We start from the raw sequence: 17836 nt of genomic DNA, 5'->3' as shown, positions 1-17836 counted from the left end.
CCACTATCTCCACCACTATCTCCACCACTATCTCCCCCACTATTTCTACCACTATCGTCATCAGCCGGCAGTCACCGAATGACCGGGCGTCGGTGATTCGATACAGGGATGGCTCAGCGGCGCAGAGCCACGGCCGTGCAGCTCGCACCAGGCATCGAAGGTGCTCAGGAAAACGCGGCCATTGAGCGTTTCGAGCAGTTCAGTGCGACTCAGCCGATCCATCACCGGGCCTTTCACTTCGGCGAGATGCAGCCCGATCTGCCGGTCTCGAAGACGCCGATTGAGCGCCTCGAGACTTTCCAGCGCCGTGGCATCGATGACGTTGATCGCCTGACAGGCCAATACCAGATCCCGCGGCGACGGATCGCGAGAAACCACTGCCGTGACCAGGTCTTCCAGGTGGCGGACGTTGGCGAAGTAGAGGCTCTCGTCGACGCGCAGAATGGCAACCCCGGCGTCGGTTTCCACGGCGTGGCGGCGGACGTTGCGAAAATGCTCGGTGCCGGGAATGCGGCCGACTTCCGCGCTATGAGGCCGGCTGGTGCCATAGAGGTGCAGCGCCAGCGACATGGCGACACCGACCAGAATGCCCACGTCGACGCCCAGCATCAGCGTTGCCAGTGCGGTCGCCGACATGGCGATGCCTTCGCCGCGGGCATAGCGCCAGACGCGCCTGAACGCCGCCAGATCGATCAGCGAGACGGTGGCGATGACGATGGTCGCCGCCAGTGTCGTCATCGGTAGTTCCCGCAGCCAGGGCGACAGAAACAGCATGGCCAGCGCGATACCCACGGCGGTGAACGCGCTGGACGCCGGGGTGCGAGCGCCGGCGTCGAAATTGACCACGGAGCGGGAGAAGCCGCCGGTGATCGGCATGCCGCCGGTGAACGCCGCCGCCAGATTGGCCCCGCCGAGCCCGATCAGTTCCTGGTCCGGATCGACGCGCTCACCGCGGCGCACCGCCAGCGCCTGCGCCACCGAAACCGACTCCACGTAGCCGACGATGCTGATCAGCACCGCCGAACCGATCAGCGATCGCCACAGCTCCGGCTCCCAGTCGGGCAGGGTCAGCGGTGGCAGCCCGGCGGGGATCTCGCCGATGACGGCCACGTCGCGGCCCAGCCATCCCGCCGCGCCGGCGACCAGCGCCGCCAATACGATGGTGGCGATGGGCGCCAGCTTGACCAGCACGGCAGCCACACGGGCCGGTACGTGACAGCGTTCCAGCGCGGACTTGCCCCACCCCCGTATCATCCCCAGTAGCAGCAGCGACCCCATCCCAATGATGACAGTCGGCAGGCTGACGCTGTCCAGCGCCGAGGGTAGCCGGGATAACAGTGCCGGCAACGTGGAACCGGAGAGATCGATACCGAGCAGCTGTTTGAGCTGGCTTGCCGCGATCAGCACGCCCGAGGCGCTGACGAAGCCGGTCATCACCGGGTGGCTCAGAAAGTTGACCAGAAAGCCCAGCCGACATAGCCCCATGATCAGCAGAATGGCCCCGGAGAGCAGTGCCAGCACCAGGGCTGCGGCGATGTAGTTCGGCGATCCCGACTCGGCAACCTGTGAAAGCGCCGATGCCGTCATCAGAGACACCACCGCCATCGGGCCGACGGAGAGCGTCGCGCTACTCCCCAGCAGGGTGTAGACGACCAGCGGCACCAGGCTCGCGTACAACCCCACCACCGGCGGGAGTCCCGCCAGCATGGCGTAGGCCAGCGCCTGCGGGATCAGCATCAGCGCCACGATGATGGCCGCCAGCAGATCCTCGCCCAGCAACCCGCCGTTGTAACGCCGCCCCCAATCCAGGATCGGGAGCCAGCGTGCCAATCCGGCTTTTTGCGGCTGATTCATGATCTGCCGGCCCCGATCAAGTGCGCGCCTGCGGCTTGGCCAGCCATTCGTGTCCCTTGAGCATCAGATTCCAGTAGATGAAGGGGAGCTGCTGCGCCTTGATGTTCCAGCCGAGCCGGGTCGGCCGTGTCGCCTGATTGATCCAGGACGGGAACGTCGGCTGCAACTTGCCGCCGTAACCGAACTCCGCCAGCACCACGCGGCCTCGTTCGACCGTCAACGGACAGGCGCCATATCCCGCATAGCCGGAGGGCATCGGCTTGCCATCGAGCACAGCCAGCAGGTTGTCCGCCACTACCGGTGCCTGCTTGCGCACGGCGGCGGCCGTCTTGGCGTTGCCGGTACCGCTGGCGTCGCCGAGACCGAAGACATCACTGAAGTGGTTGTGCTGGAGAGTGTCGGCATCGAGATCGAGCCAGCCACCCTCGTTGGCCAGTGACGATTCGCGCACCAGCCGTGGGGCGCGCTGAGGCGGCACGACGTGAAGCATGTCGAAATCGGTCTCGATCTCTTCGCTGCTATCTTCGCTCGTGACGCGAAAACGCGCCTTCTGGGCCGGGCCGTCCACAGCGATGAGGTTCTGTTGGAACTGCTTGTGGATGCCGTAACGCTGAACGTATTCGTCCAGTGCCGGCACGAAGTCCGAGACACCGAACATCACACCGCCGGCATTGTGGAAATGGACATCGATGCCGTTCAGGACGCCCTGCTTCTCCCACTCGTGACAGGAGAGATACATCGCCTTCTGTGGCGCCCCGGCGCACTTGATCGGCATTGGCGGCTGGGTAAACAGCGCCTTGCCGCCTCGCATTGCCTGAACCAGCGACCAGGTGTAGGGCGCCAGATCGAAACGGTAGTTCGACGTCACGCCATTCTTGCCCAGCGTCTCCTCGAGACCATCGATCGCCTGCCAGTCGATCTCGAGACCTGGCGCAACCACCAGTGCCCGGTAGCCAAGCGTCGTCCCGTTGTCCAGCACGACCTGGCGGGATTCCGGCAGCAGCTGTTCCGCCGCGGCCTGATACCAGGTGACGAAGCTCGGCATCACCGAGTGCATCGAACGCCGGGTCTGTTCAGCAGTGAATACGCCACCGCCGACCAGCGTCCAGCCGGGCTGGTAGAAGTGATCCTGTGCGGGCTCGACGATGGCGATATCGAGATCCGCACGACGTTTGTGAAGACTCGCGGCGACCGCGATGCCCCCCGCCCCACCGCCGATGATGACGATGTCATGGTACTTTTCGTTCGCGGCTGTCGACTGATTCGTGTCTGTCGATTCGTTCATGACTGTCGATTCGTTCATGACTGGCTCCCTTTAGTCGATTCGGCGCGGCGCGATAGCGCTTGGCGACGACGCCTTCTCACTCCCACGCGGCGCCTGCCAGGGCGTCGAGCGGCAATTTCAGATAGCGCTTGCCGTTGCTCTCCGGTTCGGGGAGGCGGCCACCGAGAATGTTGACCTGCAGGGCGTGCAGGATCAGCTTTGGCATCGGCAGTTCGCTATCGCGCTTCTCACGCAGCGCAACAAACTCAGCCTCGCTGCTGTCGCTCAAACGATGCTTGTTGGTCTCGCGCTGCTCGCGCACGGTGCTTTCCCACTGCGGATCGCGGCCGTCGGGCATGTAATCGTGACCGGTGAACAGGCGCGTCTGGTCGGGCAGCGCGAGGATCGCCTGGATCGAGTGCCACAGCTGGTGCGCACTGCCGCCGGGAAAGTCGGCACGAGCGGTACCGAAGTCGGGCTGAAACAGGGTGTCGTGAACGAAGGCGGCATCGCCGATGACGTAGGTGACCGAGGCCAGCGTATGGCCCGGCGAGTGCATCACGCGGCACTCGATCTCGCCCAGCGTGAAGGTATCCCCATCACCGAACAGATGATCCCACTGGCTGCCGTCGTCCTTCAGGTCCGGCCAGTGGTAGATCTCCTTCCACAATGCCTGCACCTGCGTCACCGGCCGGCCGATGGCGGTGGGCGCGCCGGTCCTGTCATGCAGATAGCGCGCGGCGGAAAAGTGATCCGCGTGCGGATGGGTATCGAGAATCCACTCGACCACGAGCTCTTCACGCTCGACGTAGGCCAGCAGATCGTCGGCCTGCAGGGTGGCCGTCGCCCCGGACTTCTCATCGTAATCGAGCACTGGATCGATGATCGCGCAGCGACGCGTGGCGGGATCGCTGACGATGTACTGGATACTGAACGTGCGAGGGTCGAAGAAACCGGCGACATCGGGTCGGCCTTTATTTCTGTCGCCTCGAGAGAGAGCAAAGGTGTTCATGACGGCTCCTTAGGAAGGCATGCCCCTAGAGTAGCGCCAAATTAGTTCTAACGTTAGAACGATTTTTTATATAAAGTTTCGTGATCTGCTTTTCATAGATTCAATAGGCATATCGATCTTTCCAAACCCCATAAAAAAAACCGCGCCGAAGCGCGGTTTCCGACATGTTGAGCGACGGCGTCAGACATCGCCGCTGTTATCCAGCTCCACGGCTTCGTAGAGCCGATCCTGGAGATCCGGGATCGCTGCCTGAACCCGGTTCCAGCTGGGGATGAACGGCTTGTCGCGCGGCGATTCGAAGAAAGCCGCACCGGCCTGCATGATGTTGTCGGCGAACAGTTCCACCGCCGCTTCCTCGCTGTGACGGTCGAGCTTGAGCCCGTTCATCGCGGCATCATGGTCGTAGGCTTCGATCAGATCCAGCGCCACGCGGTAGTAAGTCGCCTTGACGGTACGGAAGCTCTCGACGCTCATCTCGACGCCGAGCGTCGCCAGCTTGCGATACATCGCCTTGGCGATGTCCATGCTCATGCGGTTCAGACCGCCCGACGGATCTTCCTCCGAGACCGGCTGGTGCTTGTGATCGTAGGCATCGGCGATATCGACCTGACACAGGCGTTTGGTCGAAAAATTGCGGTGCACCTCGGAAAGCACGCCGATCTCGAGCCCCCAGTCGCTGGGAATACGGATGCCGTCGAGCACGTCGGCGCGCATCGAGAACTCGCCGGAGAGCGGATAGCGGAAACTGTCGAGATAGTCGAGATAGGGCAGCGGGCCGTAGATCATCTTGAAGGCACGAATCAGCGGCGTGACCATCAACCGCGCCACACGCCCATTGAGCTTGCCGGAGGCGATACGCGAGTAGTAGCCCTTGCAGAACTCGTAGTGGAACCGCGGATTGGCGACCGGGTAGATCAGCCGAGCCAGCAGGCCGCGGTCGTAGGTGACGATATCGCAGTCATGCAGCGCTATCGCCTCGGCCTTGCCGGACGCGCGCACGTAACCGGAGCAGTACCAGACGTTGCAGCCCTTGCCGGGCTCCAGCGGCGCCAGATTTTCCTTCGCCAGCTCCTGCTGCAGGGCCTGGAGCCGGGGCCCGTCGTTCCAGAGAATGCGGTGATGCTGCGGCAGACGGGAGAAGAATTCGCGCGCTTTCAAAAACTGCTCGCGATCGGCGCGATCCAGGCCGATGACGATCTCGCTGAGATAGGGCACCTTGCACAGCTCGTCGACGATATGCGAAAGCGCCGGCCCTTCCAGCTCGGAATACAGCGACGGCAGGATCAACCCCATCGGGCGGCTGCGGGAGAACTGCTTGAGGTCGTTTTCCAGTGCTTCCACCGAGCGACGCGTGAGGTTGTGAAAATTGGTAACGATACCGTTCTGATAAAAATCACTCATGAAGCGCCCTCGTCATATTGTCTTCCTGGCGTCGTTCCCTGACGCCGGTTATCGGGACTGTCTATCCACCATCGGCCATCCAAACCCAGCCATCCAAACCCAGCCATCCAAACCCAGCCGTTCAACCTCAGTCATCCAACCTCAACCGCTCAATCCCGTCCGTTCGACCTCATCCCTTCCGCGTCATCCTCTTCAGGACGGCTCGTTCGTGTCCCACCCCAGTTCGCTGACCAGCCAGTGCGATACCCCTTCCGACCAACCGGCGGGTCCCTGCGCTTCGGTTCGGTAGACCCGCGGGTTTTCCAGCGGCATTGGTTGACCATGCTTGGCGGCGATGACAACGGCCATGTCGGTGGCCGCCAGCAGCGTCAGATCGTTGGGCCCGTCACCCAGGCCGATCGTCTGCGGACGATAGCCCCGCAGCGCCTCGAATCGAGCCACCAGCCAGTCCGATGCCTGGCCCTTGTCGACGGCGCCCATCACATGCCAGAAACGACCGCCGCGAGTCAGCCGCAAGCCATCAACCTGGAGCGTCTCATGTAATGTCTGCAGTTTGATGTCGTCGTCTTCCCACACCAGCGGCTCGCTGCCCTCCCGATCCATGGCCTGTGCGGCACCGGACTCGCTGAGTCCGGTCAACTCGCGAACCTCGGCAACGTCCATCTCGCCCATGCGTCGAAAGCGCAGACCGTGACGCTCACGCACCACGTCCAGGCGCCGCCGGATGAAGTCCACATCCATGCTGGGGGTCTTGACCACCAGACCGTCCGGCGAGGCGGGATCGCGATCCAGGCGCGCATGCTGCCATGAGGGCGGTAGGCCGATGACGGCGCCGTTCTCGGCGATGAACGGGGTTTCCTCGAGCCCCAGTTCCTGGCGCAACGCCAGCAGTTCGCTACGAGTCTTGCTGGTGGTGGGAATGACCGGAATCGACTGCCGCTCGAGGCGCGAAAGCCAGGCCGACGCCGGCTGCCAGTCGTAAGTATCGTGATCCAGCAGCGATCCATCGAGATCGGTAAATACCATCAGGGACGGTTTGTTCAAGGCCGGCTGCGTCATGGGTTCACCTGCATCGCTTCACCTCGTCATGTCGTACGCGGGCGGCTGCGTGTCGGCAGTTCTATAGGAAAGTTCCATGGATGAAGGTAGCACGGATCATGCCAAACACGACGGCCCGGGCCATTTGTCCTGACCACGGGCCGTCAACAGCGCTAATCGGACCTAATCTGATCGAACCTTCACCGATCAAACATTCGCTGATCAAACCCTCGACGCGGTTGCCGCAAACCGTTTCGGTGCACTATTGAGGTGCATCGTCATAGGGGCATTGTCGTGGATGCATTGTTTTAGGTGCATTGCATTAGATGCATCATCGACACGAGCGGTGACGCCGGGGGTCAACGCCGGGCGTGTTTCGCCGCAATGGCGCCGACGCCGGCCAGCGTCGCCCGATCACTGTCGATGGCCTCGACGCGGAGTCCGGCGGCTTCCAGCGCGATGGTGTAGCTTTCGCGCAACGACTCCGCGCCGATCAGACGTACGACCTCGAGTCCGGGACGTGCCTGGCGCATGGCATGCACCTCCTCGCCGATCAGTACACCGGAGAGGAAGCTGCCCACCTGCCCCGCTTCGAGCCCCGCGTAAAGATGCCGGCTGCGGGCCTCGAACAGCGCATGCATCACACCGCCCGGGCAGCCGGCACGGGAAACGCCCAGCCGGAATGCTGCCTCGTCGAAAGGCGCCTCGTCGCGGGCCGGCTCCCCCGGCAGGGTATGAAAGCGCACGGCGTGATAGAGCTCGCCGGTCATGACGGTGGTGAATTCGACCATGCGGCCAGCATCGAGACGCGCCCACTTGCTGTGGGTGCCCGGCAGGCAGCAATCGCCGCTGTCGACACCCGCCAGCGCCAACGCACCGAACGCCTGGACCTCTTCGCCGCGCATCACGTCGACGTGTTCGGGCGTCACCTGCTTGACCCCCGGTACGATCCAGACGTTGTCGAGCCCGGGTGCTGCGACGACATTGTCCGCGAGATCGGCCGCGGTTGCCGGCAGCTCCAGCTGCGGCGCCTCGTACCAGCCCCGCGCCGAGCCCACCATGCCGGCGAGATAAACCGGGACTTTTTTAGCGCCCGAAGCCGCGCCGTCAGCGCCCGAAGCCGTGCCGTCACCACCCGAAGTCGCGCCGTCAGCACCCGAAGCCGCGCCATCGCCATTCCGCCAGTCATCGGTCTGCGAGGCACAGTAATGGGGGAATTCGCTCTGGCTCAACGCGCGCAGACCGGAGGCAGAACGGCGGCTGTCGAGCACCTCGCCGCTGGTCGTGTCGACCAGAAACGCCCGGAAGTTGCTGGTGCCCCAGTCAATGACGATCAGGCGTTCGGCGGCGCTGTTTTGCTGCTCCCCGCTCATGCGTCGGCCTCGCGTTCGAGCTGCTCCGCCTGATGGGCGACTTCGGTCAGCCGCCGCCACTCGGCGACCAGCTCGGCGGCGATCTCGCCGACCTCTTCGGCTTTCCGGCCGGGCTTGTAGAGATTGCTGCCGAACCCGAAGCCGGCGACACCGTGGGCATGCCACTCGCTCATGTTGCTCTGATCGATACCGCCGACCGCCAGCACCGGCAAGCCCTTGGGCAGAATCGCGCTGATATCCTTGAAATAGCCGGTGCCCAGGCGAGCCGCCGGGAACAGCTTGAGCGCCGTCGCGCCGGTTCTGGCCGCTGCCAGCGCCTCGCTCGGGGTCATACAGCCGATCATCGGCGCCAGGCCGTGCTCGACGCCGGCGCGAATCACTTCCGGGTCGGTATTGGGCGTGATCAACAGCGGCGCATCGAGGCCCGCCAGGCGCTCGGCATGCGCCGGGTCCAGCACCGTGCCGGCGCCGATCACCACGTCATCCGGGCAGCGCTTGGCGATGGCCGCGATGCTGTCCCAGGCCCGTGGCGAGTTGAGCGGAATCTCGATCAGCTTGAAACCCGCCGTCACCAGCGCGTCGAATACTGCATCGATCTCTTGCGGGGTGATACCGCGCAGAATGGCCACCAGCGGCCGCTCGCGCAGCGCCGTTTCCAGTGCGAACTTGCGTGTCTCGTTCATTTCTCTCTCCTCGATGGCGGCCTGCCTCGACAGAATGCTGCCAGCAGAGCGCCAGGAATCACCATTCGGCTATCGAGCCATCCTCATGCGTCCACACCGGGTTCCGCCAGCGGTGCCCGACCTTGGAACGCTCTTCGACGAACGCTTCGTCGATCTCCACGCCCAGCCCCGGGCCCTGAGGAATCGCACAGAAACCGTTCTCGATCGCCAGCGCGTTCTTGTCCACCAGATAATCGAGCACGTCGTTGTCCCGATTGTAGTGGATCCCCATGCTCTGCTCCTGGATGAAGGCGTTGTGATTGACCGCATCCACGTGCAGCGACGCGGCCAGTGTCAACGGCCCCAACGGGCAGTGCGGCGCCAGCGCGACATCGAAACAGGAGGCGAGCGTCGCGATCTTCATCCCTTCGCTGATACCGCCGCAGTGGGACAGATCGGGTTGGACGATATCGACCATCCCTTCGACCAGCAGATCGCGGAACTGATAACGCGTGTGCAGTCGCTCGCCGGTGGCGATGGGATAACTCAGGCCGCCGGCGATGTGCTTGAGGCTCGGCAGATGCTCCGGCAGCACCGGCTCCTCGACGAACATCGGGTGATAAGGCTCGAGTTCCCGCAGCAACGCCTTGGCCATCGGTCGATGCACGCGACCGTGGAAATCGATGCCGATGCCGACATCCGGACCCACCGCGTCGCGGGCCTCGGCGACACGCGCCACCGCTTCGTCGACCTTGGCGTGAGAATCGACGATCGCCATCTCGGCGGTACCGTTCATCTTGAACGCGGTGAAGCCCTGCTCGACCAGCGCCTTGGCACCGGCGCCGACGTCGCTGGGCTTGTCGCCGCCGGTCCAGGCGTACATGCGCATCTTGTCGCGACAGGCACCGCCCAGCAGTTGATGCACCGGCACCCCCAGATCACGCCCCTTGAGATCCCACAGCGCCTGATCGATGCCGGCAATGGCACTCATCAGGATCGGACCGCCGCGATAGAAACCGGCGCGGTACATGATGTTCCACAGGTGTTCGATGCGGTGCGGGTCCTGGCCGATCAGATAGTCGGCAAGTTCGTGTACCGCCGCTTCGACCGTAGCCGCGCGGCCCTCGACCACCGGTTCGCCCCAGCCATAGCAGCCCTCGTCGGTCTCGATTTTCAGAAACAGCCAGCGCGGCGGGACCTGCCAGGTCTTCAAGCGGGTAATTTTCATGGTTCACCTGTTCTCTTCATTAAGTTCGGTCATCGGTAGCGACATGACGATCGCGGGCGGATTTTTGACCAGGTCCTCCATCCCGAGGTCCCGTCCGGTGCGCTTGAGCACCGACAGCGCTGCCTCGGCGGCCTCCTGCGGCTGGCGCAGGCGGATCGCCTCCATGACCCGGCGGTGCCGCGCCATGCTGTCATCGAGATCCTTGGCGCTATGCAGCGTAGCACTCTGGTTGGAGCGCTCGACGATCAGGGCGATGGCCGGTTTGAGCACGTGGCTGATCTGCGCCCAGATCAGATTGTGGGAGGCGGCGAAGATGGCCTCGTGAAACGCCACGTCGTAGGCGTTGTAGCTCTGCCCCTGCCAGTGAAGATCTTCGCATTCGAGCGTGCGCAACATGCCTTCGAAGGCGTTCTCGATGGCGAGCAGGTCCGAAGCGGTGGCATGAGTCGCGGCCAGACTCGCCACGAAGGGTTCGACCCCCACGCGAAAGGCGAAAACCTCGCGCTGCAGGTGCGGGTTGGGTTGCGCATAGTGCGCCATCCACGCGCTGACCTGCGGATCGAGCAGATGCCAGGCGGAAAGTTCGCAGACTCGCGTGCCCTGCCCTGAGACCCGGACCAGCAAACCGGCGTTGACCAGCTTCTGCAGCGCACTGCGGACCGTGCTGCGACTGACGCCGAAGCGTTCGCACAGGTCGACTTCCCGCGGAATGGTATCGCCGATGGCGTAGCGGCCGCTGAACACGGCTTCGGCAAGCGTCTCGGCGATATCCCCGCGGGGGACGCCGGCGGCATCGGTCACTGACGGTTCTCTGGGCATCGCGATGTTCAACTCACTGGCGCTTATGTCCGACATAGCTTCTAGCAAGTTTCGGTTGGCTGCCTTTAGACCATGGTCAAAGAGCCGACTTTTCACACGCCGGAAACGACGGCGCCCCTCCTGACAAGTGCCAGGAGGGGCGCCGTGGTAGCGCCACTTTCCCTATTCAGAAAATGGCGGCTTTCAGGACGAACGACAAGTCCGATAAATCAGCGATAGACCGGCAGCCGCGAGCAGACGGTCTCGACCTTGGCCTTGACCTCGCCTTCCACCTGACTGGAGTCTCCTGCCTGCATGGCATCGAGAATGTCGCAGATCCAGCCGGCCAGATCGCGGCATTCGGTCTCACCGAAACCGCGCGTGGTAACTGCCGGCGTACCGATCCGCAGGCCGGAGGTCACGAACGGGCTCTGCGGGTCGCCGGGCACGGCGTTCTTGTTGACGGTGATGTGAGCACGACCCAGCGCGGCGTCGGCGTCCTTGCCGGTCAGGCCCTGCTTGACCAGCGACAGCAGGAACAGATGATCTTCGGTACCGCCGGAGACGACCTCAAAACCGCGTTCGATGAACACGCCGGCCATTGCCTGGGCATTCTTGACCACCTGCTGCTGGTAGGTCTTGAACTCGGGGTCCATCGCCTCCTTGAAGCAGATCGCCTTGGCCGCGATGACGTGCATCAGCGGACCGCCCTGACCGCCCGGGAAGACCGCCGACTGCAGCTTCTTCTCGATGTCGGCATCGTTCTCGGCGGACAGGATCAGGCCGCCTCGCGGGCCGCGCAGGGTCTTGTGGGTGGTCGTGGTGACCACGTGCGCGTGCGCCATCGGGCTGGGATAGACGCCAGCCGCGACCAGGCCGGCGACATGCGCCATGTCGACCAGCAGATAGGCGCCCACTTCGTCGGCGATCTTGCGGAATTCGGCCCAGTCGATGATCTGGGAGTAGGCGGAGAAACCGGCGATGATCATCTTCGGCTGGTGCTCGCGCGCCAGCTTGGCGACTTCCGCGTAATCGATCCGGCCGCTGTCATCGATGCCGTACTGAACCGCGTTGTAGTGCTTGCCCGAGAAGCTCGGCTTGGCGCCGTGGGTCAGGTGCCCGCCGGCATCCAGGCTCATGCCCAGCACGGTGTCGCCCGGCTTGACCAGCGCCTGGAATACCGCGCCGTTGGCCTGGGAGCCGGAGTGCGGCTGGACGTTGGCGTAGGTAGCGCCGAACAGTTCCTTGGCATAATCGATCGCCAGCTGCTCGACCACGTCGACGTGCTCACAGCCACCGTAGTAGCGCTTGCCGGGGTAGCCTTCCGCGTACTTGTTGGTCAGCTGCGTGCCCTGGGCCTGCATCACGCGCGGGCTGGCATAGTTCTCGGAGGCGATCAGCTCGATGTGGGCTTCCTGGCGCGCGACTTCCTGCTGCATCGCGTCCCAGAGGGCGTCATCGAATCCGGCAACCTGCATCTCTCGGGTGAACATCGACGGGTATCCTCGGCTCGGGGATGGTTCGACTGCCACCGGCGAAAGTCCGGCATCCGGTGGCTCGATCTCAAATGATGGGCGGCAATGATACCCCAGCGCTGACGGCCTTTCCTATGAAAGTCCGTCATGCGCTGGCGCATAATTTCTCACGTCGGCTTTAGCGTCGGTAAAGCGTACTCCGGGGCGGCATTGGCTATCCCGCCGCCGACACGAACGGGATTCTCGCCCTCGTTCGCGATCATCAAAGAAGTGCTTCTTCAAGTCTCTCCCAACAATCGCAGACTCTCCATCGGCGCCTGTCGTCGGGCGCCCCGCGACAGCACGAAACCGATGCCACCGACGACCGCGGCGCCCAGAACCGGCATCACGATCCACATCAGCCAGTGCATGCGAGGCGCAAGCCCCAGCCAGCCGTAGATGCCCAGCGCGGCCGCCTCGGCCAGTGCCGCGCCCAGCAGCCCGCTGGCGAAACCGAGCAGCGCGAATTCGGCCCACTGCATCCGCGCCAGGATGCGATTGCCGGCGCCGAACACCCGCAGTAACGCCCCTTCGTGAGCCCGCGCCGGCCGGCTGGCGGTGAGCGCGGCGTAGAGCACGCTGACCCCCGCCAGCAGCACGAAGCCGAGCACGAATTCGATGGCTCGCGTGACCTGGCCGAGAATCCCGCGCACCTGCTCCAGCAACGCCTCGACGTTGAGCACCGACACGCCGGGATACTGCCGCACCATCTCGGCCAGCATGTCGTTGTCGCCCTCGGCGAGATGGAACGAGGTGATATAGCTGTGGCCGAAGTCGTCCAAGGCGCCTGGCGGAAAGATGATGAAGAAGTTGGGCTGAAAGCTCTCCCAGTCGAGATGACGCAAACTGGTGATCCGGCCGGTGACGCTGTCGCTGCCGATGGTGAACGTCAGCTCGTCGCCCAGCGAAAGCCCGAGGCGCCCTGCCAGCTCTTCCTCGACCGATATCGGCACTGATCCGTCGCTCGCCGCCTCGGACCCGGTGTCAGTATCGGTATCGGCGCCGAACCACTCGCCGGCGGTGATTCGGTTGCCCTCGGGCAGCGCCGCGCGCCAGGTGAGATTGAGGTCACGCCGCAGCGCGCCGTCTGTCTGGTGATCTTCCGGCACCTGCTGCTTCGGGGGCTTGCCATCGATGGCCGTCAGTCGGCCCCGAACCATGGGATAGAGACCGCTGCCGCTGTCGGCGGCGCTGTCGATCAACGACTCGACGCCGTCACGCTCCTGCGGCTGGATGTTGATCGCGAAGTAATTGGGCGTATCCGTGGGCAGCTGTGCCTGCCAGGTGGTCAGCAGATCGCCCCGGACCAGAGCGATGATCGCCATGGCGGCAAAGGTGACCGAGAACGCCAGCAGCTGGCCGAGGCTTGCCTGGCGCCGTCGCGCCAGTTGGCGGCCGCCCAGTTGCCAGGCACGGCCGTTCTGGCTCCTTTGCGGCAGCCGAGCCAGCACCGCCAGCAGCAGGTTCATCAGCATCTGGCCGATACCCCATAGCACGACCAGCGCCGCCAGGCCGCCCAGCAGAATGCCTGCTGCCAATATCGGATCGCCGGAATAGAGCCACAGCAGCGCGCCGAAGACGAGGCTGGCGAACGTCACCACCAGCCATCCGGACGGCGGGATCGGATCGAGCTCGCGGCGCAGCACCTTGAGCGCACTGACGCGCTTGAGCCTCAGCAGCGTGGGGCCGGCAAAACCCACCAGCACCGCCAGTGCCGTCAGTACGCCCATTAGCCAAGGCATACCGCCGGGGGCAGGCAGCTCCAGCGGCAGAAAGCGGGTCAGCAGCGATAGCAGTACCGCCTGACCGGCGAGGCCCAGCAGCGCGCCGACCACAGACGCCGCCAGCCCCAGCCACGCCAGCTGCCAGGCGAACAGTTGACCCAGCTGCCGTTGCGAAGCGCCGAAACAGCGCAGCAGCGCGGCCGTGTCCAGATGGCGATCGACGTAACGGCGCGTCGCCATGGCGACGGCGACACCCGCCAGCAGCACCGCCGCCAGCCCGGCCAGGCTCAGGTATTTCTGGGCCCGATCCAGCGAGCGGCCGAGGCTGGGACGGTCCACGCGCACATCGCGAATCTCGACGCCGGCTTCGCGCAGCGTATCGAGACGACTGCCGAGACTGTCGACGGCGGCCGGCGGGCCGGCGGCCAGCAGTTCGTACTCGATGCGCGACCCCGGCCTGATCAGACCCGTGGCATCGAGATCCTGGATATTGAGCATGATGCGCGGCGTCAGACCGGCGAAACCGGCCTGCTGGTCGGGCTCGCGATCGATCAGTCCGGTGATGGTCAGCGCCAGAGAGCCGACCTGGACGCTGTCCCCGACCTTGGCATCCAGCAACTGGGCCAGTCGCGGCGCGATCCAGGCACTGCCCGGTGGCGGACCATGAGCGAGTTTCTCGATGCCGTCACCACGATCCACGCGGACCTGACCGTAGAGCGGATAATGGTCATCGACGACTTTCAGCCCCGCCGGCTGGAAGGCATCTGCCTGACTGACCATCGACACCAGATCGACCTGATCGCTCAACGTCAGGCCGGCCTGACGCAGCTCCTGGCGCAAACCGTCGTCAAAGGGCTGGCCCTGTTCGAGCACCAGATCGCCGCCCAGCAGCTGACCCGCCTGCCGCGTCAGCCCCCGGTCGAGCCGGTCGAGAAAGAAGCCGATCATGGTGGTCGCCGCCACCGCCAGCGCCAACGCCACGAACAGCGCGCGTACGTCGGACGCCCGCAGATCGCGCCGGAGCCCCTTCAGCGACAGTGCGATCAGATTCATGCTTCGACCCCATGCGGCTGACGCTCGACCGCCTGCAGCCTGCCACCTTCGAGCTGCAGACAACGATCGCAGCGTCTGGCAAGGGCCATGTCGTGCGTCACCAGAATGAGCGTCGTACCGGACTCGCGATTAAGATCGAACAGCAAATCGATGATGCGCTTGCCGGTGGTCTCGTCGAGATTGCCGGTGGGCTCGTCGGCGAAGACCAGGTCGGGCTCGGTCACGAATGCCCGGGCCACCGCCACCCGCTGCTGTTCGCCGCCGGAAAGTTGCTTCGGCAGGTGATCCAGGCGTGCTCCCAGACCGACCCGCTCCAGACATTGGCGACTTTTGCCCGCAACGTCTTGCCGTGGGGACAGTTCCAACGGCAACATAACGTTTTCGATTGCGGTGAGAGTGGGTAATAACTGGAAGTTCTGAAAAACGAAGCCGACGCGCCCCGCGCGCAGCGCGGCGCGACCATCTTCGTCGAGAGTGCTCAACGACTGACCGAACATCTCGAGTTCACCCGAACTGGGGGCATCCAGCCCGGCCAACAAGCCCAACAGCGTCGACTTGCCGGCCCCGGAACTTCCCACGATGGCAACACTCTCACCGCGATCAACGTCCAACGCCAGCGATTCGAGAATAACCAGTTCTCGTTCGCCGCTTGTCACTCGTTTGCCGAGTTCGTTGGCATATAAAATCCGCGTTTGCTGATCGTTCGAGGAGTAAGACATGGTGCGTGGTTTCCCTGTGCTGGACATCAAAAGGCCTGTCGCCAGGCTGGCAAGGCGCTGTGCAGGTGGCGCGCTGTTGGTGGGCCTTTCCGTGCTTGCGCTGGCCCCGAGCACGGCTCGTGCCGATACCATACTGGTCATGGGTGATAGCCTGAGCGCAGCTTACGGCATCGACCCAAAAGCGGGTTGGGTCAACCTGCTGAAACAGCGATTGGGCGATGAGCATGACGTCGTCAACGCCAGCATCAGCGGAGAGACGACTTCCGGTGGTTCGGCTCGACTACTCGACATGCTCGGACAATACCACCCCGACATCGTTCTGCTGGAGCTCGGCGGCAACGATGGTTTACGTGGCCTGTCCCCACAGCAGATGCAGGTCAATCTGGCGAAGATGATCGAACGTAGTCAACAACGAGGAGCCGAGGTCCTGCTGCTGGGCATCGAGGTCCCGCCCAACTACGGCCCCGCCTATAGCGATGCGTTCCGCGGTGTCTTTACCCAACTGGCCGACGAGTACCAAGTGCCATTGCTGCCCTTTCTGTTGGAGGGGGTCGATCTGGAGACCATGCTTCAAAGCGATGGCATTCACCCCACCGCCGAGGCCCAACCGATCATTCTCGACAACGTCTGGCCCAAGCTGGAACCGCTGCTGACGTCGCCGGCCAACGATAACGCCACTAACGCCACTAACGACAGCACCCCTAACGACAGCGCCACCAACGACGCAGCCGCCAATGCCGACGAATAAGTGATTCATGACCTGCGAAGCAGCCGGTTCCGGTGTCGGTCGCTGGCGGCTCGCGACTGACGTGCTATCGTCAACACCTTGAAAAGACTCGCGACATATCGCGTCGAAAGGCGGTTCGGCAGGGAGGCTGAAGATGGAGAGCGAAACGGCACTGGTCGCCGCGTATGAACTGGATGGACAGGGCGGCGGCAGACTTCTCAGCGTGCGCCAGCTGCGGGAGGCGTGGGCCGATCCTACGCGCCCGCTGTGGATGCATCTGGATTTTCGTCACGAGGACGTCCACACCTACCTCGAGGAGATCGCCGGCCTCGACGAAGCACCGATCGAGGCGCTGCTCGAGGAGGATACCCGCCCCCGCGTGGCCAAGTTCCGCAACGGCGCCGTCACCACTCTGCGCGGTATCAACCTCAATCCCGGTGCCGCACCGGAAGACCTCATCTCGCTACGTATCTGGTGCGCGCCTCACCGAATGATCACCCTGCGCCGTCGGCCGTTGAAATCGGTCAGCGACGTGCGTGAACGAATCGACAACGGCGACGGCGCGCTCTCGATCCCGGACCTGCTGGCATGGCTGACCGAAACCCTGGTGGACAAGGTCGGTGACGTCGCTCATCAACTCGACGACCGTCTGGGCGAGCTCGAAGAGGATCAACTGAGCGATCGGGAGGTCGACCCCGACGATCTTTCGCGACTGCGACGTTCGCTGATCACGCTGAGACGTTTCATGGGCCCGCAACGCGACTGTCTGGATCAGATTGCCCAGGGCTCCGAATGGCTGGACGAAGATACCAAGGTGTCGGTTCGCGAGAGCGCCAACCAGCTGTCCCGTTACGTGGAAGATTTCCATGCCATGCAGGAGCGGGCCCTGATTTTGCAGGAACAGCTCTTCAGCGAACACAACGAGCGGCTCAACCAGCGCATGTATATGCTGGCGATCGTCACCACCGTGTTCCTGCCGCTGAGTTTCCTGACCGGGCTACTGGGCATCAACGTCGGCGGCATTCCCGGTGCCGATAGCCCCTACGGCTTCGTGATCTTCGTGACCATCACCGCGCTGGTCGGCGGCTGGGTCATGTGGTTGCTCAAGCGCAAGCACTGGTGGTAAAGCTGTCGCTCGATCATGACGAGGCGCGATCGGTGTGCCCCAGATCGCGCTCGGGATCGAGACGATCACGCACCCGGCGTTTCAGCTCCTTGATATCGGGGAAGCCGCCATCACGCTTGCGCTCCCAGAGCGTCTCGTCGTCGTAGAACACTTCGAAATGCCCGCCGTGGCTGGGCGCCAGCGCTACCTGTTCGAGGTCCTCGCCGAAAGTCTGCAGCAGCTCCTGAGCGTACCAGCTCGCACGCAGCAACCACTGGCATTGGGTACAATAGTGAATCCGGATGCGGGCCATGGGTCTCTCCTCGAACGTCTGAACGCATGATGCGACGGCGCCAGGGGTTAA

At 63.9% G+C, this 17836-nt stretch carries 15 protein-coding genes; 2 read left to right on the top strand and 13 right to left on the bottom strand.

Annotated features, from left to right (window positions below; all coding sequences use genetic code 11):
• Positions 1-60: 60 nt before the first annotated feature.
• The 12 genes from ACUN9V_RS00740 to ACUN9V_RS00685 form a co-directional block, all read right to left on the bottom strand.
• The gene (locus ACUN9V_RS00740) at positions 61-1854 is read right to left on the bottom strand and encodes a SulP family inorganic anion transporter (protein WP_445509974.1); all 1794 of its coding nucleotides are present in this window, start codon (positions 1852-1854) and stop codon (positions 61-63) included.
• A 16-nt stretch (positions 1855-1870) separates the two neighbouring features.
• Complete coding sequence (locus ACUN9V_RS00735; protein ID WP_445509973.1) at positions 1871-3157, bottom strand: NAD(P)/FAD-dependent oxidoreductase; 1287 nt, start codon at positions 3155-3157, stop codon at positions 1871-1873.
• 58 nt (positions 3158-3215) lie between these two features.
• The gene (locus ACUN9V_RS00730; protein ID WP_445509972.1) at positions 3216-4130 is read right to left on the bottom strand and encodes an MBL fold metallo-hydrolase; all 915 of its coding nucleotides are present in this window, start codon (positions 4128-4130) and stop codon (positions 3216-3218) included.
• Between the two features lie 180 nt (positions 4131-4310).
• Positions 4311-5531: a glycosyl transferase gene (locus ACUN9V_RS00725; protein ID WP_075562809.1), complete on the bottom strand. Its 1221-nt coding sequence runs from the start codon at positions 5529-5531 to the stop codon at positions 4311-4313.
• Between the two features lie 192 nt (positions 5532-5723).
• Positions 5724-6590 carry an HAD-IIB family hydrolase gene (locus ACUN9V_RS00720; RefSeq protein ID WP_445509971.1) on the bottom strand — a complete coding sequence of 289 codons (867 nt, stop codon included), beginning with the start codon at positions 6588-6590 and terminating at the stop codon, positions 5724-5726.
• A 338-nt stretch (positions 6591-6928) separates the two neighbouring features.
• Positions 6929-7942 (bottom strand): 2-dehydro-3-deoxygalactonokinase, encoded by a 1014-nt coding sequence (locus tag ACUN9V_RS00715; protein WP_445509970.1) that lies wholly within the window; start codon positions 7940-7942, stop codon positions 6929-6931.
• Positions 7939-8625: a 2-dehydro-3-deoxy-6-phosphogalactonate aldolase gene (locus ACUN9V_RS00710; protein ID WP_445509969.1), complete on the bottom strand. Its 687-nt coding sequence runs from the start codon at positions 8623-8625 to the stop codon at positions 7939-7941. Before ACUN9V_RS00710 ends, ACUN9V_RS00715 begins: the two co-directional genes overlap by 4 nt.
• Before the next feature lie 58 nt (positions 8626-8683).
• Positions 8684-9832 carry a galactonate dehydratase gene (dgoD, locus tag ACUN9V_RS00705; RefSeq protein ID WP_445509968.1) on the bottom strand — a complete coding sequence of 383 codons (1149 nt, stop codon included), beginning with the start codon at positions 9830-9832 and terminating at the stop codon, positions 8684-8686.
• Positions 9833-9835: 3 nt separating this feature from the next.
• Positions 9836-10651: a FadR/GntR family transcriptional regulator gene (locus ACUN9V_RS00700; RefSeq protein ID WP_445509967.1), complete on the bottom strand. Its 816-nt coding sequence runs from the start codon at positions 10649-10651 to the stop codon at positions 9836-9838.
• 209 nt (positions 10652-10860) lie between these two features.
• Positions 10861-12123: a serine hydroxymethyltransferase gene (gene glyA, locus ACUN9V_RS00695; RefSeq protein WP_075562814.1), complete on the bottom strand. Its 1263-nt coding sequence runs from the start codon at positions 12121-12123 to the stop codon at positions 10861-10863.
• Between the two features lie 260 nt (positions 12124-12383).
• The gene (locus ACUN9V_RS00690) at positions 12384-14921 is read right to left on the bottom strand and encodes an ABC transporter permease (RefSeq protein ID WP_445509966.1); all 2538 of its coding nucleotides are present in this window, start codon (positions 14919-14921) and stop codon (positions 12384-12386) included.
• Entirely contained in the window at positions 14918-15640 is a 723-nt protein-coding gene (locus ACUN9V_RS00685; protein ID WP_445509965.1) for an ABC transporter ATP-binding protein, read from the bottom strand. Before ACUN9V_RS00685 ends, ACUN9V_RS00690 begins: the two co-directional genes overlap by 4 nt.
• Between ACUN9V_RS00685 and ACUN9V_RS00680 the strand changes: the two genes are divergently transcribed.
• Both ACUN9V_RS00680 and ACUN9V_RS00675 read left to right on the top strand, forming a co-directional pair.
• A complete protein-coding gene (locus ACUN9V_RS00680; protein WP_445509964.1) occupies positions 15639-16388 on the top strand; it encodes an arylesterase in 750 nt (249 codons plus the stop codon). The two genes, ACUN9V_RS00685 and ACUN9V_RS00680, sit on opposite strands and share 2 nt — an antisense overlap.
• A 133-nt stretch (positions 16389-16521) precedes the next feature.
• Complete coding sequence (locus tag ACUN9V_RS00675; RefSeq protein WP_110692663.1) at positions 16522-17493, top strand: zinc transporter ZntB; 972 nt, start codon at positions 16522-16524, stop codon at positions 17491-17493.
• Between the two features lie 13 nt (positions 17494-17506).
• Here the strand turns inward: ACUN9V_RS00675 and ACUN9V_RS00670 are convergent, their stop codons facing one another.
• Positions 17507-17785: a SelT/SelW/SelH family protein gene (locus tag ACUN9V_RS00670; RefSeq protein WP_445509963.1), complete on the bottom strand. Its 279-nt coding sequence runs from the start codon at positions 17783-17785 to the stop codon at positions 17507-17509.
• Positions 17786-17836: the final 51 nt, after the last annotated feature.

Source organism: Salinicola sp. V024 (genome assembly GCF_052645315.1).
This window is presented reverse-complemented; position numbering and strand designations above follow the sequence as displayed.

Bases quoted from the DNA above. Each gene is read 5' to 3' on its own strand.
- ACUN9V_RS00740 (WP_445509974.1), bottom strand. From the start codon at position 1,854: ATGAATCAGCCGCAAAAAGCCGGATTGGCACGCTGGCTCCCGATCCTG.
- ACUN9V_RS00735 (WP_445509973.1), bottom strand. From the start codon at position 3,157: ATGAACGAATCGACAGTCATGAACGAATCGACAGACACGAATCAGTCG.
- ACUN9V_RS00730 (WP_445509972.1), bottom strand. From the start codon at position 4,130: ATGAACACCTTTGCTCTCTCTCGAGGCGACAGAAATAAAGGCCGACCC.
- ACUN9V_RS00725 (WP_075562809.1), bottom strand. From the start codon at position 5,531: ATGAGTGATTTTTATCAGAACGGTATCGTTACCAATTTTCACAACCTC.
- ACUN9V_RS00720 (WP_445509971.1), bottom strand. From the start codon at position 6,590: ATGACGCAGCCGGCCTTGAACAAACCGTCCCTGATGGTATTTACCGAT.
- ACUN9V_RS00715 (WP_445509970.1), bottom strand. From the start codon at position 7,942: ATGAGCGGGGAGCAGCAAAACAGCGCCGCCGAACGCCTGATCGTCATT.
- ACUN9V_RS00710 (WP_445509969.1), bottom strand. From the start codon at position 8,625: ATGAACGAGACACGCAAGTTCGCACTGGAAACGGCGCTGCGCGAGCGG.
- dgoD (WP_445509968.1), bottom strand. From the start codon at position 9,832: ATGAAAATTACCCGCTTGAAGACCTGGCAGGTCCCGCCGCGCTGGCTG.
- ACUN9V_RS00700 (WP_445509967.1), bottom strand. From the start codon at position 10,651: ATGCCCAGAGAACCGTCAGTGACCGATGCCGCCGGCGTCCCCCGCGGG.
- glyA (WP_075562814.1), bottom strand. From the start codon at position 12,123: ATGTTCACCCGAGAGATGCAGGTTGCCGGATTCGATGACGCCCTCTGG.
- ACUN9V_RS00690 (WP_445509966.1), bottom strand. From the start codon at position 14,921: ATGAATCTGATCGCACTGTCGCTGAAGGGGCTCCGGCGCGATCTGCGG.
- ACUN9V_RS00680 (WP_445509964.1), top strand. From the start codon at position 15,639: ATGGTGCGTGGTTTCCCTGTGCTGGACATCAAAAGGCCTGTCGCCAGG.
- ACUN9V_RS00685 (WP_445509965.1), bottom strand. From the start codon at position 15,640: ATGTCTTACTCCTCGAACGATCAGCAAACGCGGATTTTATATGCCAAC.
- ACUN9V_RS00675 (WP_110692663.1), top strand. From the start codon at position 16,522: ATGGAGAGCGAAACGGCACTGGTCGCCGCGTATGAACTGGATGGACAG.
- ACUN9V_RS00670 (WP_445509963.1), bottom strand. From the start codon at position 17,785: ATGGCCCGCATCCGGATTCACTATTGTACCCAATGCCAGTGGTTGCTG.